Genomic DNA, 23241 nt, shown 5'->3' with positions numbered 1-23241 from the left:
GCGTGGGAACGTTCAATGAGGCTAGCGGTTATCAGTGGTTTCCAACTGCCCATCCCAACCACCACCAAGCGCCGTAATCAATTGCACGCTGGCAATCAGTCGACTCTGCAGGATGTTGAGCACGGTGCGCTCATTACTCAGCGCCGTCGCCTGCACCACCACCACATCCAGATAAGCAATCACCCCGGCCTTGTACTGGTTCTCGGTCAGACGCAACGAATCCCGTGCCGCATCGAGCGCTTCCTGGCGCACCGCCGCTTCGTCTTCGTACACCTTCAACTGCACCAGATAGTTTTCCACTTCGCGGAAGCCATCGAGCACGGTCTGGCGGTATTTGGCCACGGTCTGGTCGTACACCGCTTCGGTGCGGTCGACTTCGGCCGAGCGGATGCCGCCGTCGAACAGCGGCAGGGTCATTTTCGGCCCCACCGACCAGAAGCGGTTCGGCAGGCTGATCAGGTTCTGCGAGGTACTGCTGCTGTAGCCGCCGCTCATGCTCAGGCTGAAATCCGGGTAGTACGCAGCCTTGGCCACGCCGATGTTGGCGTTGGCGGCAATCACCGAACGCTCCGCCGAGGCGATGTCCGGGCGGCGTTCCAGCAACTGTGATGGCAGGCTCAGCGGGATCTGCGGCAGCTTGGGAATGTCCTGGGTTTCGGCAATGTTGAATTCGGCAGGCGGCTGACCAGTCAGCACCGCGATGGCGTTTTCGAACTGCGCCCGTTGCCAGATCAGGTCCACCAGATCGCCCTGGGTGGTTTTCAGCTGGGTCTGCGCCTGCGCTACCGCATCCCGCCCGGAAACCCCGGCGTTGTACTGATTCATGGTCATTTTCAGCGAGCGCTCGTAAGCCGCCACTGTCGATTCGAGCAAACGTTTCTGCTGATCGATCACCCGCAATTGCAGGTAGTTCTGCACCAGCTCGGACTGCTGGCTCAGACGCATCGCCGCCAGATCGGCGTAGCTCGCCTGGGCGCTCGCTTCATTGGCTTCCAGGCCACGGCGCAACTTGCCCCAGACATCCGCCTCCCAACTCACGCCCAACTGCGCGTTGTAAGTGTCACGAATACCGCTGGAGGAACTGCTCAGGCTTGAACTGCTGCTACCGGTGCCCTGACTGGAGCGGGTCTTGCCAGCGCTCAGATCAACGCTCGGATAAAACGCCCCGCGCGCGCTGCGCACCAAGGCCTGGGCCTGACGGTACTGGGCTTCGGACTGGGCGACGGTCTGGTTGGAACTGTTGAGTTTCTCGATCAGCTCGTTGAGCTGGCGGTCGCCATACAGCTCCCACCAGGCGCCGCGTGCCAGGGAATCGCTCGGGTTGGCCTGACGCCAGCCTTCGGCTTCCTTGTACTGGGCGATTTCGGCGGTCTGCGGGCGCTGGTAGTCCGGGCCGACGGCGCAGGCACTGAGCATCGCCACGCACAGCGACAGGCTCAGCAGACGCGAGCCGCGAACGGTAGCCAGATTGATAAGCGAACGGTCAGTCATAGCGGAGTTTCCAGAGCGGCATCGGTGCGCACGCCACGCCATTTGTTGAAACGATGGCGCAGCTTGTCGAGATAGAGGTAAACCACAGGCGTGGTGTAAAGGGTCAGCACCTGGCTGAAAACCAGCCCGCCGATGATGGTCAGGCCCAGCGGCTGGCGCATTTCCGCGCCTTCGGCCCGGCTCAGCAGTAACGGCAAGGCGCCAAGGATCGCCGCCAGCGTGGTCATCAGGATCGGCCGCAAGCGTTGCAGACAGGCGCTGCGGATCGATTCCAGCGGCGCCATGCCTTGATGACGTTCAAGTTGCAGCGCCAGGTCGATCATCAGGATCGCGTTCTTCTTCACCACGCCAATCAGCAGGAACAGCCCGAGCAGCGAGATCAGGCTGAACTCGCCGCCCAGCACGTAGATCGACAGCAACGCGCCGACCCCGGCCGACGGCAGCGTCGACAGGATCGTCAGCGGGTGAATGTAGCTTTCATACAGCACGCCCAGCACCAGATACACCGCCAGCAGCGCACCAAGAATCATGAACGGCTGGCTCTTCTGGGTGGCGGCGAACGCATCGGCGGTGCCGGCCATTTTCACGATCACGTCTTCCGGCAGGCCGAGCCTGGCAATCGCCCGCTCGATGGCGGCGCTGCCCTGCTCCACCGTCACACCTTCGGCCATGTCGAAGGAAATGCTCTCGGAGGCGAACTGGCCTTCGTGGCTGACCCGGTCGTCTTCCAGGCTGTTTTCATAATGAGCGAAGGTCGACAGCGGAATCCGCGCACCGTCCGCGGTAATCACCTGAACCTGCTTGAGCGTCACCGGATCCTGGGCGTATTTCGGATTGACCTCCATCACCACCTGATACTGGTTGAGGCTGTCGTAGATCGTGGAGATCTGCCGCTGGCTGTAGGCGTTGTTGAGCACCGCCGTGACCATTTCCATATCCACGCCCAGGCGCTTGGCCTGATCGCGGTCGACGATCAGTGTCACCTGTTGCGCACCCGCCCCTTCGCGGGCGTCGATCGCGGTCAGCTCGGGCAAGGCCCGCAGCGCGGTGACCACTTTCGGGTACCACTCGCGCAAGGCGCCCAGATCGCCACTTTGCAGGATGTAGCTGTATTGCGAAGTGGTCTGCTCGCGACCACCACCGAATTGCAGATCCTGGTCGGCCATCAGCATCAACTGCGCACCGGCCACCTTGGGCATTTCCTTGCGCAGGCGCTCGATGACTTTCTGCGCCGACAGGTTGCGCTCCTTGATCGGTTTCAGGCGTACCAGCATGAAAGCGTTGTTGGTGCCGTTGGTGCCACCGATGAACCCGGCCACACTCTCCACCGCTTCGTCCTTGAGCACGGCGCGGCGGAAGACTTCCATTTTCGGCTGCATCACGCTGAACGACAGACCGTCGTCACCGCGCACAAAACCGATCAACTGGCCGGTGTCCTGCTGCGGCATGAAGGTTTTCGGCACCACCACATAGAGAGCGACGTTTACCCCGACGGTGATGATCAGGCTCAGCAACGTCAGGCGACGGTGGCGCAACACCCAGTCGAGGCTGGTGGCGTACTTGCCGACCATCCAGTCGTTGGTGCGGCGGCTCCAGCGTTGCAGGCGGTTTTCCTCGCCCGGTGTATGAGGTTTGAGCCAGCGGGCGCAGAGCATCGGGGTCAGCGTCAGGGAAACCACCAGCGACACCACGATGGCAGCGGCCAGGGTGATGGAGAACTCGCGGAACAGGCTTTCGATGATCCCGCCCATGAACAGGATCGACAGGAACACCGCCACCAGCGAGACGTTCATCGACAGCAAGGTGAAACCGACTTCCTTGGCCCCGAGGTACGCGGCCTTCATCGGTTTGACACCTTCGTCTATGTGCCGGGAAATGTTTTCCAGCACCACGATGGCGTCGTCCACCACCAGCCCGGTGGCGAGAATCAGCGCCATCAGCGACAGGTTGTTCAGCGAGAATCCGTAGAGGTACATCACCGCAAAGGTGCCGACCAGCGAGACCGGCACCGCCAGCGTCGGAATCAGGGACGCGCGGAAGTTACCGAGGAACAGGAACACCACCAGAATCACCAGCGCCACGGCGATCAGCAGGGTCATTTCCGCTTCGTGCAGGGTGGCCTTGATCACCGGCGAACGATCCATGGCCAGGTTTAGTTTGACACTGGCCGGCAGCACCGCCTGCAACGCCGGCAACTGCGCCTTGATCTCGTTGACCGTCTCGATGATGTTGGCGCCGGCCTGGCGGTTGATCACCAGCAGCACCGCCGCGTCGTCGTTGAAGAAACCGCTGTTGTAGCGGTCCTCCACGCCGTCGCTGACCTTGGCCACGTCTTTCAGGCGCAAGGCTGCGCCGCCGTTGTAGTGGATGATCAGCGATTCGTAGTCCTTGGCTTTCTCCAACTGGTCGTTGGCCTGGATCTGCCACAGACGCTGGTCGTCCTCGACCGAACCCTTGGGCCGGCGCACGTTGGCTTCGGCGATGGTCTTGCGCACATCGTCGAGGGCCACGCCGTACTGGTTCAGCGCCTGGGGTTCGAGTTCGATGCGCACCGCCGGCAACGAGCTGCCGCCGATCTGCACTTCGCCGACGCCCTGCACCTGGGACAGGCTCTGGGACAGAATGGTCGACGCCAGGTCATAGAGCTGGCCTTTTTCCAGCACATCCGAAGTCAGCGACAGCACCATGATCGGTGCCTGCGACGGGTTGACCTTCTTGTAGGTCGGCATGCTGCGCATCCCGCTCGGCAGCAGGTTGCGCGAAGCGTTGATCGCCGCCTGCACTTCCCGCGCCGCGCCGTTGATGTCGCGGTCGAGGTCGAATTGCAGAATCACCCGGGTCGAGCCCTGGCTGGAACGGCTGCTCATGGTGTTGACGCCGGCGATGGCGCCGAACGAGCGCTCCAGCGGCGTGGCCACGGTGGACGCCATGACTTCCGGACTGGCGCCGGGCAGGCTCGCCTGCACCACGATCACCGGGAAGTCCATTTGCGGCAGCGGCGACACCGGCAGCAGACCGAAGCTCACACCGCCCAGCAGCATGATCGCCAGGCTCAGGAGCATGGTCGCCACCGGGCGCTTGATGAAAGGACCGGACAGGTTCATGGCTGTTCCACCGGCTCCACGGCCGAAGGAGCGCGGCCCCAGCGCCGGCCGAGACGATCGAAGTACAGGTAGATCACCGGCGTGGTGAACAGCGTCAGCACCTGACTCACCAGCAACCCGCCGACCATCACCAGACCCAACGGTTGACGCAATTCAGCGCCGGAACCGGTAGCCAGCATCAGCGGTACCGCACCGAACAGCGCAGCGAGCGTGGTCATCAGAATCGGCCGGAAACGCAACAGCGCCGCCTGATAGATCGCCTGCTCCGGCGCCATGCCCTGAGTGCGTTCGGCGTCGAGGGCGAAGTCGATCATCATGATCGCGTTTTTCTTAACAATACCGATCAGCAGAATGATGCCGATGATCGCGATCATGCCCAGGTCATTGCCACTGAGCAGCAACGCCAGCAAGGCCCCCACCGCCGCCGACGGCAAGGTCGACAGGATGGTGATCGGGTGAATGTAGCTCTCGTAAAGCACGCCGAGCACGATGTACATGGTCACCACCGCCGCCAGAATCAGCAGCAAGGTGCTCGAGAGCGACGCCTGAAACGCTTCGGCCGCGCCCTGGAACTGGGTCTGCACGCCGATCGGCATGCCGATGTCCTTCTGCACCTGCTCGATGATGTCCACCGCATGCCCCAGCGCCACGCCGGGTGCGAGGTTGAACGACATCATCACCGCCGGGAACTGGCCGATGTGGGTGATCGCCAGTTGCGCCTGACGTTCCTCGACGTGGGCCAGACTCGACAACCGCACCTGCCCGCCATCGGTGGTCTTGACGTGAATCTGATCCAGCGCCTGCGGACCGATCTTCTCCCCGGCCTGAGCCTGCAGCACCACGCGGTACTGGCTGGCCTGGGTGTAGATGGTCGAGATCTGCCGCTGGCCGAACGCGTCGTACAGCGCATCGGTGATGTTCGAGACCGACACGCCCAGCCGTGAAGCGGCGTCGCGGTCGATCACCAGGAACACCTGCAATCCCTTGTCCTGCAAGTCGCTGGCGACGTCGGTCAGCTCCGGACGCTGAGCCAGGGCCTCGACCAGACGGCCGCTCCACAGGCTGAGCAATTCGGAATCCGGCGAGGACATGCTGAACTGGTACTGCGTACGGCTGACGCGGTCTTCGATGGTCAAATCTTGCACCGGCTGCATGAACAGACGGATGCCAACAAGCTTGTCCAGTTGCGGTTGCAGGCGGGCAATCACTTCGGTCGCCGTCAGATCACGCTGGCCATGGGGTTTGAGGTTGATCAGCAGCCGGCCGCTATTGAGCGTGGCGTTGTCACCGTCGACACCGATGTAGGACGACAGGCTTTCGACCGCCGGATCTTCCAGAATCACCTTGGCCAGCGCCTGCTGACGCTCGCCCATCGCCGCGAAGGAAATCGACTGCGGCGCTTCGGAAATGCCCTGGATCACCCCGGTGTCCTGCACCGGGAAGAAGCCCTTGGGCACCACCATATAAAGGAACACGGTCAGGGCCAAGGTGCCGATGGCCACTAGCAGGGTCAGCGGCTGGTGCTTGAGCACCCACTGCAACTTGCGGCCGTAAGCGGCGATCATCCAGTCGATGAACGCACCGCTGGCACGGTAGAAACGGCCCTGTTCATGTGCTTCCGGCTCACGCTTGAGCAGCCGCGCACACATCATCGGCGTCAGGGTCAGCGAGACCACCAGAGAAATCAGGATCGCCACTGCCAGAGTGATGGCGAATTCGCGGAACAACCGCCCCACGACGTCGGCCATGAACAGCAGCGGAATCAGTACCGCGATCAGAGACAGGGTCAGGGAAATCAGGGTGAAGCCAATCTGCTTCGCACCCTTGAGCGCAGCCTGCATCGGGCTGTCGCCCTCCTCGATGAAGCGCGCGATGTTTTCCAGCATCACGATCGCATCGTCGACCACGAAACCGGTGGCGATGGTCAGTGCCATCAGCGTCAGGTTGTTGACCGAGAATCCGGCGAGGTACATCACGCCGAACGTGCCGATCAGCGACAGCGGCACGGCCACCGACGGAATGATCGTCGCACTGGCGCGCCGCAGGAACAGGAACGTCACCATCACCACCAGCGCGATGGCGATCAGCAATTCATGCTGCACGTCGGTGACCGAGGCACGGATGGTCTGGGTGCGGTCGGTCAGCACGACCACATCGAGACCGGCCGGCAGGTTGTCAGTGATGCTCGGCAGCAGCGCCTTGATCCGGTCGACCACTTCGATCACGTTGGCGCCCGGCTGACGCTGGATGTTCAGCAGAACAGCCTGATTCTGATTGGCCCACGCCGCCAGACGCTCGTTCTCGGCGCCGTCGACGATCTGTGCGACATCCTTGAGCCGCAGCGGCGCGCCGTTGGCGTAGGCCAGGATCAGGTTGGCGTAATCCTTGGGCGAGGTCAGCTGGTCGTTGGCGTCGAGCATCGACACCCGAGTCGGGCCGTCGAAGTTACCCTTGGGCTGGTTGACGTTGGACGCACTGATCAGTGTGCGCACGTCCGACAGGTTCAGGCCGTTGGCCGCGAGCGCCTCGGGGTTGACCTTGATCCGCACCGCCTGACGCTGGCCGCCGGCAATGCTGACCATGCCAACGCCGCTGATCTGGGCGATCTTCTGCGCCATGCGCGTATCGACCAGATCATTGAGTTTGGGCAACAGCATGGTTTTCGAGGTGATGGCCAGGGTCAGCACCGGGGTGTCCGCCGGGTTGACCTTGTTGTACACCGGCGGCGCCGGCAAGTCGGTCGGCAACAGGTTGGTCGCGGCGTTGATCGCGGCCTGCACTTGCTGTTCGGCGACGTCCATGTTGATGTCGAGGCTGAAACGCAGGGTCAGCACCGACGCGCCGCCGGAACTGGTCGAGGCCATTTGCGTGAGGCCCGGCATCTGCCCGAACTGACGTTCCAGCGGCGCGGTGACGGCGCTGGTCATCACGTCCGGACTGGCGCCCGGATAAAGGGTCATGACCCGGATGGTCGGGTAATCCACCTGCGGCAAGGCCGAGACCGGCAGCAGGCGATAGGCGATCAGACCGGCCAGAACGATGGCCAGCATGCTCAGCGTGGTGGCGACCGGACGGAGGATGAACAGACGCGAAATGTTCATGCGCCCTTCTTGGCCTTGTCAGTGACGGCGGCGTCAGGCGCGGTGGCGGCGGACTTGCCTTGTAGGTGTTCGGTCGGGGTGGTCGGCACATCCTTGCTGTCGTTGACCACTTCCACTTCGCTGCCTTCCTTCAGACGGTCAGTGCCTTCCAGCACCACCCGATCGCCGGCGGCCAGGCCTTCGGTGATCACGGTGTTTTCACCATCGCTGGCGCCGATCTTCAATTGGCGGATGGTAACTTTCTTGTCGCCGTCCAGCGCGTAGACAAAGGTGCCGTTGGTGCCGAACTGAATGGCGGCCGACGGAGCCAGCACCACACCTTTCAGGGTGTCAGCCAGCAAATGAACGTTGACGAACTGGTTGGGGAACAGCGACTGATCGCGGTTCTCGTAGCGCGCCTTGAATTTCAGGGTGCCGGTGGTCACGTCGATCTGGTTGTCGAGGCTTTGCAGTACACCGGTGGCTTGCAGTTTGGTGTCGCCACGATCCCAAGCCTCGGCCGGCAGTTTGGCGCCGCTGCGGTAGCGGGCGAGTACGGTTTCCAGGCTGTTTTCCGGCAAGGTGAAGGCGACGCTGATCGGCTGGGTCTGGGTGATGACTGCGAGGAACGTGGTGTCGTTGGCCGCTACGAGGTTGCCAACGTCGAGCTGACGCAGGCCGACGCGACCGGCAATCGGTGCGCGGATCTTGGTGAATTCGAGATTGAGCTTGGCGTCGTTGACCGCCGCCTGATTGGTTTTCACGGTGCCGAGGTATTGGCCGACCAGCGCTTCGGCGGTGTCCAGGGTCTGCTTGGCGATGCTGTCTTCCTTGTACAGGCCGCGATAGCGCTCGACATCGACCTGGGCGTTCTTCAGCTGCGCCTGATTCTGCAGCAAGGTGCCTTCAGCCTGGAGCAAGGCGTTCTGGTACGGACGCGGGTCGATCTCCGCCAGCAGGTCGCCGGCCTTGACCATTTGCCCTTCATCGAACCAGATCTTCACCAGTTCGCCACCGACCCGACTGCGCACATTGATGGTGTTGAGCGCCGTCACCGTGCCCAGGGCTTTGTAGTACAGCGGGAAGTCCCCAGTAACTGCCGGCGCCACGCGCACCGGAATCGGCCCCGCCGCCCCGCCGAAGCCCGGACGCATCATCCCCGAACGGCCGGTATGGCCGGCCTGCGCCTTCTCGCCGCCCTCCTTGTGGGCCGAACCGGCGGGCCAGAATTTCCAGCACAGACCGGCAATGACCAGCAGGACAAGCAGGCTCAGCAGCCAGCGACGGGAGTTTCGGGAAGACGATTGCATGGAGTGATTAACCATTGGGCGCGTGGGCTTCTTTTACGGGAGGCTGAACGATAAGCACTGGCCGGGATTTAGCAAAGCAGCTTTACCGGCAATTTACCTTCCACTTACGTTTCAAGGTGTGAGGCAAAACACTGATACACAAATGAAAACGGCCTGGACAGAGCCAGGCCGTTAACAATTGTAAAAGCGCTTATTTCAGAACGGACAGTGCCGCTTCGTAGTTAGGCTCTTCGGCAATTTCCTTGACCAGTTCGCTGTGCAGGACGTTGTCGTTTTCGTCCAGTACAACCACCGCACGGGCGGTCAGGCCTTTCAGCGGGCCGTCAGCGATGGCCACGCCGTAGTTCTCGAGGAACTCGGTGCCGCGCAGGGTCGACAGGTTTTGTACGTTTTCCAGGCCTTCGGCGCCGCAGAAACGCGCCTGGGCGAACGGCAGGTCAGCCGAGATGCACAGCACCACGGTGTTGCTGATGTCGTTGGCCTGAGCGTTGAACTTGCGCACGGAGGTGGCGCAGGTCGGGGTGTCGACGCTTGGGAAGATGTTCAGCACTTTGCGCTTGCCGGCGAAGTCTTTCAGGGTGACGTCGGACAGATTGCCGGCTACCAGGGAAAAGGCTGGCGCCTTGGAACCGGCTTGTGGCAGTTGGCCGTTGACTTGAACCGGGTTGCCTTTGAGAGTGACTTGAGCCATGAACGGAGTCCTTCTTAACGTTGTTGGGAAAGCATGCAAGAGGCGGAAGTTAACCACGAAATTGTCCGACGACCTATGCCTGAACCGAAATTGTCATGTGCTGGCACGCAAAACTGGATACACATTCTCCAGTAGCCCCACATCCCCGCCCTCAAAGAGGGTGATGCTTGTTAAAACGCAAGTCTGCGTCTTTTCTTTAACAACCTGTCGATCCAGACCTCAGCCGTTCGACTAAGCCATGAATCCCTCACTCACCTGCGGAGAAACACCATGCGCTTCATGATCATTGTCAAAGCCAGCCACGACTCCGAAGCCGGCGTGATGCCCAGCGAGCAATTGCTGACCGACATGGGCAACTACAACGAACAACTGGCCAAGGCCGGCATCCTGGTGTCCGCCGACGGCCTGCACCCCAGCAGCAAAGGCGCCCGTGTGCGTTTCAGCGGTGAAAATCGCAGCGTGATCGACGGCCCCTTCGCCGAAACCAAAGAGTTGATCGCCGGCTACTGGATCTGGGACGTGAAGTCGAAAGAGGAAGCCATCGAGTGGGTCAAGCGCTGCCCGAATCCCATGCCGGGCACTGAGTCGGAAATCGAGATTCGCCAGGTGTTCAGCCCGGAAGATTTCGGCGCCGAGTTCACCCCGGAACTGCGTGAGCAGGAAGAACGCATCCGCGAACAAGCCAAAAAACACTGAGGCCCCGAATCGGGAGCGTGAGCATTTTCTGCATGGCCGATGACGACTGAGCGAGACACGAGGACTTTTCGACGCGAAACAGGTAGGGTGCGCAGCATCAGAATGCCACCACTGGATCGCGTCGCGGTTTTTATGGAGTTGTCATCGCAATGAGTTGCTGGACCGTCCTTGGCCTGTCGGCCGACGCCGATGTGCGCACGATCAAACGCCAATATGCCGTCCTGCTCAAACAGACCCGTCCCGACGACGACCCCGAGGGCTTCCAACGACTGCGCGATGCCTATGAGCAGGCGCTGGCGTACAAGGAATGGCAGCAGTATCACGAGCAGAATCAGGACGAAGAACAGGAACAGGGTATTGAAGAATCCTGGGACCTGACCGGCCTCACCGTGGTCGAGGTCGATGCCCTGCAACTGGCGACCCGTTCGCTGGACGGGCTCAGCGTTGAAGAGCTGAATCATCGTCATGCCGTCACCCTCGAACAGGGTTGTGCGCATTTCTTCGAAGACACGGTGCTGCATCATTGCATTGAACACCCTGAGACTTCGCAGACGCTGGTGGACTGGGCCATCCCGACCTTCTTCTGGTTCAGCGCCTGGCAACGCCTCGAGCTGGACGAGATATCGATCGACCTGTTACTGGATCAACAACGCGCGCGCATTGCGCAACCAATGCGTGATGCGCTCGAACGGGAAGACGTCGACGGATTTCTCCAGGCCTACGCCCGCTGCGCGGATTTCAACTGGCTGGCGATTGAACAACATCGGCAATGGTTCAACCGTGCCCTGAGCCATTTGCTGCTGGATGCGCCGGTCTGGTCTCCCGAGATTTTCGAACGGGTGCGCACCGGTCAGGGCTGGCACGGCTGCACCGGAAATCCCTGCCCTGACGGCGAATGGCAACGCCTGCTGGCTCGCCAGAATGCGCCGTTCTTTGTGGCCCGCCAGCAACAGCTCGCCCTGGAACCGCCGGCCACCCCCGAACACCGCGCCGCTCGCCTGCTGCTGGGCACCGGCTCGTTCAGCGCCCGCCGCGCACTGGCCCGACGCCTGCGCGAAGAAGACTGGGCGCAGTGCCGCAAGTTGAGTTCCGAGCTGTACGCCAATCACCCCAAGGTCTGCGCGCAGATGCCCGGCGGCACGGCGTTTTTCTGGCGTGACTGGGAACTGAGCTTCAATGACTGGCCGACGTATGTGGGCGTGGTGCTGGCCTGCCTGATCGGTGCGTTCACCCATTACATTCCGTTGGGCGTGCGCCTCAGCGGGCTGATCAATATCGTCATGATTTCGACCGTGGTGTTCGGCGTGATCGTGGCCGGGCTCAATTGGCTGGTGCACAACGTCGCTCATCGCGTATGGCGGCTGGATGACCGGCTCAGCGCTGCTCTTTGCCCCGGAGTTTTCAAAGACTCGCCGCCGTTCGGCGTGCTGCGTGACCTGGTGCCCGGCGCGTTGATGGTGGCCGGGCTCGGCTGGTTTTTCGGCCCGATTGCCGGCGGGGTGTACGCCGCGACCCTGACGACCTTCGGACTGGTGCGGCGCTGGCAGTCCAGGCCCCGGGTGTCCTGGGAAGAAAGCCGACCTGCCGTGAAAGTCGGCGTGACGATCCTCGGAATTCTGGTGCTGGCCCTCGTGCTCGGCGTATTCAAAGTGGTCGCCAGCCAAGGCACGGTCAATCGCAATCAGGGTCTGCAACCCTGGACCGAACGCCTGTGCAGCCGCTTGCCGGCCACCACCGCCGAATGCAGCGCACCGGCCACCGTTGAACAGTGGTACGGCAAGGAGGCGCGCCCATGAGCACCAGAGTGATGTTTTGCGTCGGTATTTTCTTCGCGCTGGTGGTGATGGCGCTGACCAGTGCGACCCGCCCTTTCCTGCAACTCGATCTCTGGCTGGACGGGCGCGATGCACCGATCACCGCCCAGGCCAATGCCCTGAGCCCGGTGATCGCCTGCGTCAACCGGATCGATGTGCAATGGCGAGTGGCCTATGACCGCTACAAGAACCCTCAACCGCCCTTGCCCCGCGACCAGCGCTGGTTGAAGAGCCTCAAGGATTTCGACGACAGTGACGCGTTCAATGTGCGCGACATTCAGCGCGATGTCTGCGGTCAGGGCCTCACGGAAAAACTCGATCTTCTGGCGTGGCAGCCTGAACTGGCGCGACAGGCGAACGAGTACGTCCGGGCGCTGAATCACGTCACGACCACCATTGCACCCACGCGGTTTTACCGAGAAGCGAGCTTCACTTCGGGGTCGCAACAGCCCTCCCCTGGAGAACTGGCGGCGATCGAGCGCGTTTCACAGGAGTACATCGGCGCCTCGACGGCTCTGCGGCAAAGCCTGCTGCCGCTCGACGCTGCGCAACGTCCCGAACAGCTCAAGCTGATCGAAGCGCGTCTGGGCAGGGACATTCACTGGGACTTGCTGGCTTACATGATTCAGGCGCGGGAGACCGTCGATGTGCTCGACGAAGCGATGAAAAACCGCACCCTGACGCCGAAATTGCTGGCCGACACTACCGCCAAACTGCAACAGGCGTGGAACCGTCGCGAACCCTGGCTCGCACCGCGCACGGGTGGATTCCAGAACAAGACCGATGGTGCACGGGATCTGTGGTTGCGCATCGGCGAGCCGGGGCAAGACTATCTCGAAGCGTTGAACACGCTGCACACCGACTGGCAGAACCACGCACAGCCCCAGCGTTTGAGCGAGGACTACTACACCGTGACCCGCCGTTACGACGGTTTGCTCAGCCATTACAACCGACTGGCGCGCGCCAGCTTCTGACGCAGTGCACACACCGGATCGCCCTCAGGGGCGACCCGGCGTGCCGGTCTTACTTGGCCTTGAGCTTGAGGTAGGACTGATGCAGATCCGCCGCCCAGCCATCGATAACGCTTTTCACGTCATCGGCCTTCATCACCTGCGAATCGTTTTCCAGCGGTTTGCCGGTGCCCTTGCGCACCACCTGCGCCGCCACCTTGTTGGTGCCGCCATCGAGGAACACCGCTTCGGTCGCCAGCGTGGTTTCCTGATCGCGAATGCCGCTGGCGGTGCTGACCGCTGCGGCGACCAGGGCAATCGGAATCACTTCATAGGCGTGCAGGCCTTCGGTCTTGCTGCTGACGGCGGTGATGGCCGCGCGCACCACAATCACGCCCGGCCCGGGGCCCGAGGCCAGCGGCAGGGATTTTCCCAGCTCACGCTTGAGCGCCTGATCGTAGTAACTGGTGATGCCGTTGAGGGTCTGCTGCGGAATCTTCACGGTGGGTTGCGGTTTTGGGTAGAGCTGGGTCGGTTCGACGTAGACGCTGGTGAATTTGCCGATGTCGATTTTCGGGTCAATCCAGCGCATCACTTCAGCCCCCGACGGGGATTTGGCCTCCCTCAACTGGCTGTAGTCCTTGAGGAAGCCTGAGTACTCGTCGGGTGCGACGGTTTTGCTGGAGCAGCCCACCACGCCCAGCGTGGCAATGCACAGGGTGCTCATCATTACGGCTAGCTTCATGCTGTAACTCCTGTCGGAAGGCCGGATTTATTGCATTGGGGGAGTTACAGGTATAGCTAAATTCGCGCCGTTTGCGATCAGAAATCCCAACATTGCACAACGTCGGGTCCGGACCTTTGAAAGGTCCGGACCATCACAGGTGCTCAAGGCTTCCTTCTACCAGCTCGAAGTCTCCCCACTCCTCAACGCCATCTCCCGCCGACTGTTCGCCCGCATCGCCTTGATCAGCGACACCGTGCCCACCAGCAAAATCGCCGCACCGAACAGAAAATCAATGTTGTACAGCTGGAAATCCTGCACCGGCCCCACCAGCACCGTGCGCACCACGCCGATTCCCACCAGCGTGGCAAGGAAGTCGATCCCCGGCTCATCGCGGTAGAACACCAGCAGCAACGGCAGGCACAGCACCAGCAGCATCAACAGCACCACGACCTTGAACGAACCTTTGCGCTCGACGCTGAACGCGCATTCGTGGGGGCCGTAGGCTTTGTAATCCTCGTCGCGGATCATCGAGTTTTTCTCGTTGATGTAGTCGGCGCGGTTGTATTTCTGAATCGGCGTGAAGGTGTTGGACATCTCCATCAGCGTGGTGATGTTCTTGAAACGCAGGTCGATGCGCTCGCTGCCCTTGAGGTAATACAGGACTGGCTTGTAGCCGTAGCGATAGGTGTCGAAAGGAAATTCGGTGACCCGGCCCTGAACGCTGATCGGGCGCGATTCGAGTTCGGCGAAAGCGCTCTTGTCGGTCGAGGCGAGGTTGCGGCTCAGGGGCAGGACCTTCACCTGTTCAAGGAAGATCGGCGTGACGCCAAACGACCACTGCAACGGTTCCAGGCGCAGACGCAGCTCGTTGCGGCCCAGGTCATAGCGGTTGAAGGTGCGTTCGGAGACCACCACTGCGCCGCTGAGCATGAACTCGCCGCGCAGGTTGTTGGTGATGCGCAGGGTCAGTTGATCCTTGCCCAGCAGCGCCGCTTCGGTGTTCGGCGGCGTGCCGCACCAGGCGGTGCTTTCGCCGACGCCGCCGAGCTGGCCGCCACGGTTTTCGTTGAACACATAGATGTAACCGGCCCACAGCGTCACCATCAGCAGCAACGCGGTGATGCCCAGTATTTTTTTGCCCGGACTCACTGATCAGACTCCCTTCTTCGTTCCGTCGTCCAGCCGAAAACCCGCTGGCGACGGGGACTCTACCAAAAGGCCACCATCGACCCAAGGAAAAATCCCCGATTCATCAGGGTTCTAAGGGTTTCCCCTGCATCACCTGCGCCGGAACAACGGTCGTGGCTCGATCACCGAGCGCCCGTACAACACGCTCATCCCGGCCAGGCCCTTGAGCGCATCCTCGGCGGATTTGTCTTCGCGCACCGCGAAGCTGTCGAAACCGCACTGGCGCATGTGGCTGAGCTGGTCGCGCAATACATCGCCGATGGCGCGCAACTCGCCTTTCCAGCCGAAACGGCTGCGCAGCAGATAGGCCTGGCTGTAGGCGCGGCCGTCGCGAAAGCTCGGGAAGTCGAGAGCGATCAGGGGCAGCGAGGCCAGCCATGGCAGCAGGCTTTCGACGCCGTCGTCCGGTCCCAGCCAGACCGCATGGGTCGAGGGTGATTCGAGCCAGTGGGCCAGCGGCAGAATCAACATCCCGGCGCTGGGCTCTGTTTCAGGTGAGCGAATCAGCGTCCACGGATCATCCAGCACGATCCGCGCCCCGCTCTCCTCCATTCTCAGCAGATTGTTCATGCCGGCACCTCCAGCGCTTTCGGATAAACCCGTTCCTTGAACGGCTCCAGCCCAATGCGCGCCACGGTGTCGACGAACAGTTCTTCAGCTTCGCGATAACGCACGAAAGTGCCGATGATCCGCTCAATCACCTGCGGCACTTCGGCGGCGCTGAACGATGGGCCGATGACCTTGCCCAGTGCGCTGTTCTTGCCTTGCGCGCCACCGAGGGTGATCTGGTACCACTCGCTGCCGTTCTTATCGACGCCGAGAATCCCGATGTTGCCGATGTGGTGATGGCCGCAGGCGTTCATGCAGCCGGAGATGTTCAGGCTGATGTCGCCCAGATCATGCAGGTAATCGAGGTTGTCGAAACGCGCCTGAATCGCCTGGGCAATCGGGATCGACTTGGCGTTGGCCAGCGCACAGAAATCACCGCCGGGGCAGGCGATGATGTCGGTCAACAGGCCGACGTTGGCGGCGCCCAGGCCCTGCTCTTTCGCCAGTTGCCACAGCGCGAACAGCTCGGACTTGGGCACGTCCGGCAGGACGATGTTCTGCTCGTGGGCGATGCGGATTTCACCGAAACCGAAGCGCTCGGACCAGTCAGCCACGGCCTGCATCTGCGCATTGGTAACGTCCCCCGGCGGCGAGGCCAGACCCGGCTTGGTCGACAGCACCACGCTGGTGTAGCCCGGCACCTTGTGCGGTTGCACGTTGCGCGCGACCCAACGGGCGAACGCCGGGTTGTCGGCCAGGTGCGTGCCGAAATCCAGATCGGTGCCCGCCAGCGTGCGGTAGCTCGGCGGCACAAAGGCACTGGCGACCCGCTGGAATTCATCTTCGGTCAGTTGCGCCGGGCCGTCCTTGAGGTGTTGCCATTCCTCTTCGACCTCTTTGGCGAACGCCTCGATGCCCAGCGCCTTGACCAGAATCTTGATCCGCGCCTTGTACTTGTTGTCCCGGCGACCGTGGCGGTTGTAGACCCGCAGCACCGCCTCGACGTAGGACAGCAAATGCTGCCACGGCAGGCCATCGCGGATCTGCAATCCAAGGATCGGCGTGCGCCCCAGACCGCCGCCGACGATCACCCGCAGCAGCATCTGCCCGTCGCGGCCGGGGTAAAGGTACAGGCCGATGTCGTGCATCATGATTGCCGCGCGATCCTGCTTCGCCGAGCAGATGGCGATTTTGAACTTGCGCGGCAGGAACAGGAATTCCGGGTTGATCGTCGACCATTGCCGCAAGATTTCCGCCAGCGGACGCGGGTCGATCAACTCGTCCGCCGCGACCCCGGCGAAGGCTTCGGTGGTGATGTTGCGCACGCAGTTGCCCGAGGTCTGGATCGCATGCATGTTGACCTGCGCAAGACATTCGAGAATGTCCGGCACTTCGTGCAGTTCGATCCAGTTGAACTGCATGTTCTGCCGGGTGGTGAAGTGGCCGTAACCACGGTCGTAGTCACTGGCAATGCTCGCCAGTGTGCGCATCTGCTCGGCGCTCAAAGTGCCGTAGGGAATCGCCACCCGCAGCATGTAAGCGTGCTTTTGCATGTACAGGCCGTTCTGCAGGCGCAGCGGCAGGAACTCGTCTTCGCTCAACTCCCCGGCCATGAAGCGCTCGACCTGATCGCGAAACTGCGCAACGCGCTCGAACACCAGCGCCCGGTCGTAATCATCGTACTGATACATCGGCCTACTACCTCATCAGGGATTACATGAATTCCTGTGGGAACGGGCGAACCGGAGATAGCGCCAGTTCGCGCCTGGCGCTATCTCGGGTTCGCCCGTTCCCACAGTATTTTCCCTGACTATGGACGAACGGCGCAGTGCACAACAGATTCACCTGATCGCATAAAAACCGTATCAGGGCGCGGCAGATGGCCGCAGGCAGCGCTTTGATCTGATCCGCATAAATGAACAATTCCTGAGCCTGTTTTGTTTCCGGAGGGGTTTCTACAGTGCAGCTCGTGCCAGACCGGGTGGCCTGGCAAGACTTTGCAACCGTGGATGAACTGACCATGAGCACAGCAACAATCGGACAGGCTTATAACTACAAGGTCGTCCGCCAATTCGTCATCGCGACTGTTTTCTGGGGTGTCGTGGGCATGGCGATGGGGGTATGGATCGCCTCGCAACTGGTATGGCCGGACATGAATCTGGACTTGCCGTGGACCACCTTCGGCCGCTTGCGACCGTTGCACACCAGCCTGGTGATTTTCGGTTTCGCCGGCAGCGCGCAATTCGCCGCCAGTTACTACGCCGTGCAGCGTACCTGCCAGGTGCGGCTGTACTCGGACAAGCTCGCAGCGTTCACCTTCTGGGGCTGGCAATCGGTGATCGTGATCATGCTGGTCACCCTGCCGATGGGCTACACCACCACCAAGGAATACGCCGAGATCGAATTCTCCGGTGCGGTGTGGATGGCAGTGGTCTGGGTCGCGTACGCCGTGGTGTTTTTCACCACCGTGGTGCAGCGCAAGACCAAACACATCTACGTCGGCAACTGGTTCTTCGGCGCGTTCATTCTGGTGATCGCCATGCTGCACGTGGTCAATCACCTGTCGATTCCGGTGGACTGGTTCAAGTCCTATCCGGTGTACTCCGGCGCCACCGACGCCATGGTGCAGTGGTGGTACGGGCACAACGCGGTGGGCTTTTTCCTGACCACCGGGTTCCTCGGGATGATGTATTACTTTGTGCCCAAGCAAGTGAATCGACCGGTGTATTCGTACCGGTTGTCGATCGTTCACTTCTGGGCGCTGATCACCCTGTACATCTGGGCCGGCCCGCACCACTTGCACTACACCGCGCTGCCGGACTGGGCGCAGTCGCTGGGCATGGCGATGTCGCTGATCCTGCTGGCACCGAGCTGGGGCGGGATGATCAACGGGATGATGACCCTGTCCGGCGCTTGGCATCAGTTGCGCACCGACCCGATCCTGCGTTTCCTCGTTCTGTCGTTGGCGTTCTACGGCATGTCGACCTTCGAAGGCCCGATGATGGCGATCAAGACCGTGAACGCCCTCTCCCACTACACCGACTGGACCATCGGCCACGTACACGCCGGCGCCCTAGGCTGGGTGGCAATGATCACCTTCGGCGCGACCTATCACATGGTGCCCAAGGTCTTTGGCCGCGAGCGGATGCACAGCACGCCGCTGATCAACCTGCACTTCTGGCTGGCGACCATTGGCACGGTGTTGTACATCGCTTCGATGTGGGTCAACGGGATTACCCAGGGCCTGATGTGGCGGGCGATCAACGAGGACGGCACGCTGACTTATTCGTTCGTCGAGGCGCTGCAGGCCAGTCATCCGGGGTTTGTCGTGCGGTTTGCCGGCGGGGTGTTCTTCCTCAGCGGCATGCTGTTGATGGCCTATAACGTGTGGCGCACGGTGCGGGTTGCCGACGTTGCACTCGCCCACCGTGAAGCGCAGATCGCCTGATAAAGGGAGCCGGTCATGTTCGATGTTTTCTTGAATGTGTTGGGTGTGGTGTTTCTGTGGCTGGCGGTGGAGTACTGCTTGCGGCACGAGACGACGGAGAGCCTGGATGAGGCGAGTCTGACGCCGTTTGCGGATGATCCGGAGGTGGCGCGGCGGGTTGAGATGGCCACCGGTAAGACCGTGAAAGCGGTGGCGCCGGAGGTGGCGAAGCCGGGGTGGGTCAACCTCGAAATGTGAGCTACTTCCGTTGATCGTTCCCACGTCGAGGCGTCGAACCGTCCGCGTGGGAATGCAGCCCGGGACGCTCCGCGTCCCTTCCAAAGCTGGAACGCAGAGCGTCCTTTTAGGCATTCCCACGCAGAGCGTGGGAACGATCAGCTAGGGTTGGCTTTTGATCTTAGGTGCGGTCGCGAGGGATGAGGCTCTGCAATTGCTGCGCGAGAAAATTCGCATCGAAGGCAAAGGTATCCGGATCCTTCAACCCATTGGTCTTACGCCACTGCCAATCACCATTGGGCAACCCCACCAACGAAACACTCCCGTAACGCGCCGCCGTCAGCCCCATCACCGCCAGTGAAATCTGCCCGCCACTGCCCATCACGTCCGGCACAAACTCCACCGGTTTGCCGGCAATCACGATGCTCAGTTTTTCAGTCTTGAAGGTCGAGGTCTCAACCGGGGTGCTCGGCCCGAACGCCACATAAGCCTCGCGACTCACCTCTAGCAACCCCGGCGCCTGCACCGGTTCCAGCCATTGCTGAATCTGCCCGAACAACTCGGTAATCCGTGTAGCCCAGGTCGCCGATTGCGTCTCGAACAATTGCTTCTTGTGCGCTTCGCTATCGGCATAGTGGCGAAGCATTTCGCCCAGTTGCTGTACGTCGTCCATTGCTGTGTTCCTTCAAGGAGCGGTGCTGCGGACTCCGAGCATGGCAGATGCCGATGACGACCGTGCAAGTCATTTGCCTGCACGGTCGCCTCGTCGGCCATTGACGGACAAAAGGTCAGCGTTTGCGCAGCCGCGCCATGCTCAGGGTGTTGACCCATTGCCCGTCACGCACCGCGTAGTCGCGGAACAGGCCTTCGGTTTCGAAGCCGAACTTGCGGTAGAGCCCGATGGCGGCCTCGTTGTCGGCGTACACGCTCAGTTCGACCCGGTGCAGGTTCATCCAGTTGTCGGCGATGTCCAGCGCCGCGGCCAACAGCTTCGAACCGACACCCTTGCCCTGCCACGCCACCGCGACGGCCATGCCGACACTGCCGGCGTGACTGCGGCGAATCCGCGAGAACTGCTCCAGCCCCAGATTGCCAATCACCACCCCCTGATGCAGCGCCACCAGTTGCACCACCCGCTCGTTGTCCGGCGCCAGGCGTTTGCGCCAGACCTCGGTGGTCTGAAACGGCATCTGCAACACCTGCCGGGTCACGGCCGGGTCGTTATAGAGCGCGGTAATGCCCTCGACGTGGGACTCGCTGAAGCGTTCGAGGTGAATGGCGGGGTTGTGCTCAGGCATGAAAGATCCCTCCTGGATCAGTGCGTGGCCGGTCACTGTAAACCGCTTCTTCACGGATTCGCCATGACTGTTTAAAGCCTATACATCCCCTTAGCCTGATTGGCTGATTGTTCCCACGCTCTGCGTGGGAATGCAGCCCGGGACGCTCCGCGTCCCTTTCGGAGCTGGAACGCGGAGCGTCCCTTGAGGCATTCCCACGCGGACGGTTCGACGCCTCGACGTGGGAACGATCTAAGAAAAATTACTCGAACCACTCCTGTCGCTCATTGAACGTGCGCTGAATCAACTCAACCAAGGTCTGCACCTCCCCGACCGCCTGCGATTCACTGTTCACCGCCAACCACGCCTGCAACCGCATCGCTTCCTCAAACAACCCCGGCAACGCCACCAATCCGCGATCAAACCGGCTCATGTACATCGGCAGCAAGCCAATGCACGCGCTGCAACGAATCATCTCCAGCATCAGCTCATAGGACTGCATCTGCACCACCCCGGCCAACCGCTGTTCGACCAGCTCATTCCACGGCCGGAAGCTGTCGATCTGCCGATCATGCTGCCATTGCACCAGCATGAAGTCGGCGAGGTCGTCCGGGCTTTCCGGTCGAGCAGTCACGCGGGAGTAACGTTTGGCGATATGTGGCTGATATTCCAGTTGCGCCAGGCGTTGCGGTTCGCTGGTGGCGAAGGTCGGGCCGGGATGCGGGGTGTCGCCGTGTGCAAGCCACAGCACGATGTCGGCACTGACGGCGCGCAGGGCCAGTTCGCTGTCGAGGGCGATGATCTCGAGCCGCACGCTGGCGTTGCGGCGCAGCAGTGCGATGAGGTCGCGGCCGAGGATGTCGTGCAGGATCGATTCGGCGACGGCCAACCTAATCAGCGGTTGCTCGATCACCGGCAGTTTGCGCTCGTGAGCCAGGGCGATCAGTTGCGCCTGCAATTGCTGGCCTTCGCGGGTCAGGCTGAGCGCACTGCCCTGAAAGCTGAACAGCGCGCATTGCAGTTGCTGTTCGAGCTGCGCCAGTTGTTTGCGCAGCAGGGTCGAGCGCACGTTGAGGCTGCGGGCGGCCTGCATGAAGCAGCCGCAACGGGCGCTGACCAGAAAGTATTGGGCGACGTCGCCATCGATGGTCGCGGCTTGCGCCAACCAGGGTTCTTCCTTGTCCCGGGCCCAGCGGAAATCGGCGCTGCTCTGTCGTGCTGCGGGTTCGGTGAATGACATCGATGACTCCCTGTCGATCTTTGTTTTGGTGTGCAGCGCTTAAGGTTTGGTCTCCAGCACCTTGTTGAGCTCGGCCCCGTCGATGCTCAGCGTCGCGGTGTTGAGCATGCCGTCCAGGTACGCCTGGGCGATCTGCTCCTGACGCTGTGCCCGCAAGGCCTGGGTCAGTTGATCGCGCAATTCGTCGAGTGTTGCGGTGCGGGCCGGTTGCTGTTCGGTGAGCTTGATCACGTGGAAGCCGGCGCTGCTTTGAACAGGATCAGAAACCGCACCAACCTTGAGCCGTGCCACGGCGCCACGTACTTCCGGCACCAGTTGCTGCAACGGCTGCAACCCTGTGTCGCCGCCACGTTCAGCGGTGAGGCGATCCTGGGAAAACTCCTTGGCCAGCGCAGCAAAGTCCCCCGACGCTGCCTGGGCTTTCTTGCTCAACTCCGCCGCCTGCTTGCGCACAGCCTCAAGATTCTGCGGCTCATTCACCCCGAGGAAAATCTGGCTGACCCGATACAGCGCCGGCGTCTGCCAGTTGGCCTTGCCCGCGTCATACGCCTGCTGCAATTCGGCAGCGCTCGGATAATCCGCCGGCACCTGGCTCACCGACTGCAAATAGTCGCGAAACACGATCTGTTCGGTGGCGGCGCGGGTCTGCCGTACCACGTCTGGGCGCTGCGCCCAGCCTTGAGCATCAGCCTGTTCCAGCACGGCTTTTTCGGCCAGGCGTGAACGAATCCAGCGCTCCAGCGCCTCACGATTACCGCGCAGTTGCTCGCGGGTTTGCGGTGGAACAGCCGCCAGCAGCGCCTGCAATTCCTCCGGTGAAACCTGCTGATTGCCCAACCGCGCCACCGCAGGCCCACTGTTCGCCGCAATCACCGGCGCCGGTTGCTGGGCGGCGACCGGGTCATTGCCCGGCCGCACCACCAGCGCCACGGCCACCACCAACAGCGCCACCGCAGCGGCGCTGATTACCATGGCAGGTTTCGTCACAGCGCGACTTCCTCTTGCTCAACCTTTGGAGCCTGGGCGGCAGCAGCGTTCTGGGTGAAATCACGCAGGTAAACGATGAACTCCTGCAACAGGCGATCCCACAGTTCCAGGTTGCCGCGCAGGTAATCGCTGCTGACGCCAGCGGCCACCACCACGTCCATTTCCATCACCAGAAACTCGCCCTGCAACGACAACCGGGCAAACCGGCGTGTCGCGTTCCACTGCTCGGCCACACCCGCCGGCAACTCACCCTGCACGCGCAAGGCGCAGCTGAAGGTGAAGTCGACGTAGCTGCCCTGCTCCGCCACCGCCGGGTTGCCGAAACGCACGGCATAACCGATGCCCTGGCTGGCGCTGAGCAACTGGACGATGCCGTTCTGTTCGGTCTGGTTGACGCGGTAACCGGCGGCTTGCAGCACTTCGGTCAGGGATTGCGGGGATACGTGGGAGATCAATTGAGTCATTACTTCTTC

General features: G+C 61.8%; 19 protein-coding genes. 5 read left to right on the top strand and 14 right to left on the bottom strand.

What is annotated here, in order from left to right; genetic code table 11:
- Positions 1-21: 21 nt before the first annotated feature.
- The 5 genes from AC0R79_RS14445 to tpx all read right to left on the bottom strand — a co-directional run bounded on the left by AC0R79_RS14445 (position 22) and on the right by tpx (position 9676).
- A complete protein-coding gene (locus AC0R79_RS14445; protein ID WP_375747013.1) occupies positions 22-1491 on the bottom strand; it encodes an efflux transporter outer membrane subunit in 1470 nt (489 codons plus the stop codon).
- The gene (locus AC0R79_RS14440; protein ID WP_007955052.1) at positions 1488-4595 is read right to left on the bottom strand and encodes an efflux RND transporter permease subunit; all 3108 of its coding nucleotides are present in this window, start codon (positions 4593-4595) and stop codon (positions 1488-1490) included. Before AC0R79_RS14440 ends, AC0R79_RS14445 begins: the two co-directional genes overlap by 4 nt.
- Complete coding sequence (locus AC0R79_RS14435) at positions 4592-7696, bottom strand: MdtB/MuxB family multidrug efflux RND transporter permease subunit (RefSeq protein WP_007955054.1); 3105 nt, start codon at positions 7694-7696, stop codon at positions 4592-4594. The genes AC0R79_RS14440 and AC0R79_RS14435 overlap by 4 nt, the downstream gene beginning before the upstream one ends.
- Positions 7693-9000, bottom strand: coding sequence for an MdtA/MuxA family multidrug efflux RND transporter periplasmic adaptor subunit (locus tag AC0R79_RS14430; protein ID WP_474735021.1), 1308 nt, complete (start codon positions 8998-9000; stop codon positions 7693-7695). The genes AC0R79_RS14435 and AC0R79_RS14430 overlap by 4 nt, the downstream gene beginning before the upstream one ends.
- 175 nt (positions 9001-9175) lie before the next feature.
- Positions 9176-9676 carry a thiol peroxidase gene (tpx, locus tag AC0R79_RS14425; protein ID WP_011333939.1) on the bottom strand — a complete coding sequence of 167 codons (501 nt, stop codon included), beginning with the start codon at positions 9674-9676 and terminating at the stop codon, positions 9176-9178.
- A 270-nt stretch (positions 9677-9946) separates the two neighbouring features.
- On the opposite strand from tpx, the gene AC0R79_RS14420 reads away from it, so the two are divergent.
- The 3 genes from AC0R79_RS14420 to AC0R79_RS14410 all read left to right on the top strand — a co-directional run bounded on the left by AC0R79_RS14420 (position 9947) and on the right by AC0R79_RS14410 (position 13160).
- On the top strand, positions 9947-10372 hold the full coding sequence (locus tag AC0R79_RS14420) for a YciI family protein (RefSeq protein WP_085604104.1): 426 nt from the start codon (positions 9947-9949) through the stop codon (positions 10370-10372).
- A gap of 149 nt (positions 10373-10521) precedes the next feature.
- Positions 10522-12168: a J domain-containing protein gene (locus AC0R79_RS14415; protein WP_474735019.1), complete on the top strand. Its 1647-nt coding sequence runs from the start codon at positions 10522-10524 to the stop codon at positions 12166-12168.
- Positions 12165-13160, top strand: coding sequence for a DUF3829 domain-containing protein (locus tag AC0R79_RS14410; RefSeq protein ID WP_474735017.1), 996 nt, complete (start codon positions 12165-12167; stop codon positions 13158-13160). The genes AC0R79_RS14415 and AC0R79_RS14410 overlap by 4 nt, the downstream gene beginning before the upstream one ends.
- Before the next feature lie 49 nt (positions 13161-13209).
- On the opposite strand, the gene AC0R79_RS14405 is transcribed toward AC0R79_RS14410, so the two are convergent.
- From AC0R79_RS14405 to AC0R79_RS14390, 4 genes are all read right to left on the bottom strand, one after another.
- A complete protein-coding gene (locus AC0R79_RS14405; RefSeq protein ID WP_207986093.1) occupies positions 13210-13881 on the bottom strand; it encodes a DUF3313 domain-containing protein in 672 nt (223 codons plus the stop codon).
- Between the two features lie 156 nt (positions 13882-14037).
- Complete coding sequence (locus AC0R79_RS14400) at positions 14038-15012, bottom strand: hypothetical protein (protein ID WP_064381826.1); 975 nt, start codon at positions 15010-15012, stop codon at positions 14038-14040.
- A gap of 129 nt (positions 15013-15141) precedes the next feature.
- Complete coding sequence (locus tag AC0R79_RS14395; RefSeq protein ID WP_474735015.1) at positions 15142-15621, bottom strand: DUF934 domain-containing protein; 480 nt, start codon at positions 15619-15621, stop codon at positions 15142-15144.
- The gene (locus AC0R79_RS14390; protein WP_474735013.1) at positions 15618-17291 is read right to left on the bottom strand and encodes a nitrite/sulfite reductase; all 1674 of its coding nucleotides are present in this window, start codon (positions 17289-17291) and stop codon (positions 15618-15620) included. Before AC0R79_RS14390 ends, AC0R79_RS14395 begins: the two co-directional genes overlap by 4 nt.
- A 329-nt stretch (positions 17292-17620) precedes the next feature.
- Here AC0R79_RS14390 and ccoN point away from each other — a divergent pair, with 329 nt between their 5' ends.
- Both ccoN and AC0R79_RS14380 read left to right on the top strand, forming a co-directional pair.
- Positions 17621-19048 (top strand): cytochrome-c oxidase, cbb3-type subunit I, encoded by a 1428-nt coding sequence (gene ccoN / locus AC0R79_RS14385; protein WP_236188686.1) that lies wholly within the window; start codon positions 17621-17623, stop codon positions 19046-19048.
- Positions 19049-19063: 15 nt separating this feature from the next.
- Positions 19064-19285 (top strand): cbb3-type cytochrome c oxidase subunit 3, encoded by a 222-nt coding sequence (locus AC0R79_RS14380; RefSeq protein ID WP_474735011.1) that lies wholly within the window; start codon positions 19064-19066, stop codon positions 19283-19285.
- A 160-nt stretch (positions 19286-19445) separates the two neighbouring features.
- Here the strand turns inward: AC0R79_RS14380 and AC0R79_RS14375 are convergent, their stop codons facing one another.
- From AC0R79_RS14375 to AC0R79_RS14355, 5 genes are all read right to left on the bottom strand, one after another.
- A complete protein-coding gene (locus AC0R79_RS14375; RefSeq protein ID WP_197868243.1) occupies positions 19446-19937 on the bottom strand; it encodes a hypothetical protein in 492 nt (163 codons plus the stop codon).
- A gap of 115 nt (positions 19938-20052) precedes the next feature.
- Positions 20053-20562 carry a GNAT family N-acetyltransferase gene (locus AC0R79_RS14370; RefSeq protein WP_474735009.1) on the bottom strand — a complete coding sequence of 170 codons (510 nt, stop codon included), beginning with the start codon at positions 20560-20562 and terminating at the stop codon, positions 20053-20055.
- A 241-nt stretch (positions 20563-20803) separates the two neighbouring features.
- Positions 20804-21781 (bottom strand): LysR family transcriptional regulator, encoded by a 978-nt coding sequence (locus tag AC0R79_RS14365; protein WP_474735008.1) that lies wholly within the window; start codon positions 21779-21781, stop codon positions 20804-20806.
- Positions 21782-21820: 39 nt separating this feature from the next.
- On the bottom strand, positions 21821-22768 hold the full coding sequence (locus AC0R79_RS14360; protein WP_474735006.1) for a peptidylprolyl isomerase: 948 nt from the start codon (positions 22766-22768) through the stop codon (positions 21821-21823).
- A complete protein-coding gene (locus tag AC0R79_RS14355; protein WP_221533818.1) occupies positions 22765-23232 on the bottom strand; it encodes a YbjN domain-containing protein in 468 nt (155 codons plus the stop codon). Before AC0R79_RS14355 ends, AC0R79_RS14360 begins: the two co-directional genes overlap by 4 nt.
- Positions 23233-23241: the final 9 nt, after the last annotated feature.

Source organism: Pseudomonas sp. HD57-3 (genome assembly GCF_056113135.1).
Note: the sequence above shows the minus strand (reverse complement) of the source record. Positions and strands in the feature narration are given on the sequence as shown.

Coding starts and splice junctions, on each gene's coding strand:
- AC0R79_RS14375 (WP_197868243.1), bottom strand. CDS start 19,937: ATGGACGACGTACAGCAACTGGGCGAAATGCTTCGCCACTATGCCGAT.
- ccoN (WP_236188686.1), top strand. CDS start 17,621: ATGAGCACAGCAACAATCGGACAGGCTTATAACTACAAGGTCGTCCGC.
- AC0R79_RS14415 (WP_474735019.1), top strand. CDS start 10,522: ATGAGTTGCTGGACCGTCCTTGGCCTGTCGGCCGACGCCGATGTGCGC.
- AC0R79_RS14410 (WP_474735017.1), top strand. CDS start 12,165: ATGAGCACCAGAGTGATGTTTTGCGTCGGTATTTTCTTCGCGCTGGTG.
- AC0R79_RS14395 (WP_474735015.1), bottom strand. CDS start 15,621: ATGAACAATCTGCTGAGAATGGAGGAGAGCGGGGCGCGGATCGTGCTG.
- AC0R79_RS14390 (WP_474735013.1), bottom strand. CDS start 17,291: ATGTATCAGTACGATGATTACGACCGGGCGCTGGTGTTCGAGCGCGTT.
- tpx (WP_011333939.1), bottom strand. CDS start 9,676: ATGGCTCAAGTCACTCTCAAAGGCAACCCGGTTCAAGTCAACGGCCAA.
- AC0R79_RS14445 (WP_375747013.1), bottom strand. CDS start 1,491: ATGACTGACCGTTCGCTTATCAATCTGGCTACCGTTCGCGGCTCGCGT.
- AC0R79_RS14405 (WP_207986093.1), bottom strand. CDS start 13,881: ATGAAGCTAGCCGTAATGATGAGCACCCTGTGCATTGCCACGCTGGGC.
- AC0R79_RS14380 (WP_474735011.1), top strand. CDS start 19,064: ATGTTCGATGTTTTCTTGAATGTGTTGGGTGTGGTGTTTCTGTGGCTG.
- AC0R79_RS14365 (WP_474735008.1), bottom strand. CDS start 21,781: ATGTCATTCACCGAACCCGCAGCACGACAGAGCAGCGCCGATTTCCGC.
- AC0R79_RS14370 (WP_474735009.1), bottom strand. CDS start 20,562: ATGCCTGAGCACAACCCCGCCATTCACCTCGAACGCTTCAGCGAGTCC.
- AC0R79_RS14420 (WP_085604104.1), top strand. CDS start 9,947: ATGCGCTTCATGATCATTGTCAAAGCCAGCCACGACTCCGAAGCCGGC.
- AC0R79_RS14440 (WP_007955052.1), bottom strand. CDS start 4,595: ATGAACCTGTCCGGTCCTTTCATCAAGCGCCCGGTGGCGACCATGCTC.
- AC0R79_RS14430 (WP_474735021.1), bottom strand. CDS start 9,000: ATGGTTAATCACTCCATGCAATCGTCTTCCCGAAACTCCCGTCGCTGG.
- AC0R79_RS14435 (WP_007955054.1), bottom strand. CDS start 7,696: ATGAACATTTCGCGTCTGTTCATCCTCCGTCCGGTCGCCACCACGCTG.
- AC0R79_RS14355 (WP_221533818.1), bottom strand. CDS start 23,232: ATGACTCAATTGATCTCCCACGTATCCCCGCAATCCCTGACCGAAGTG.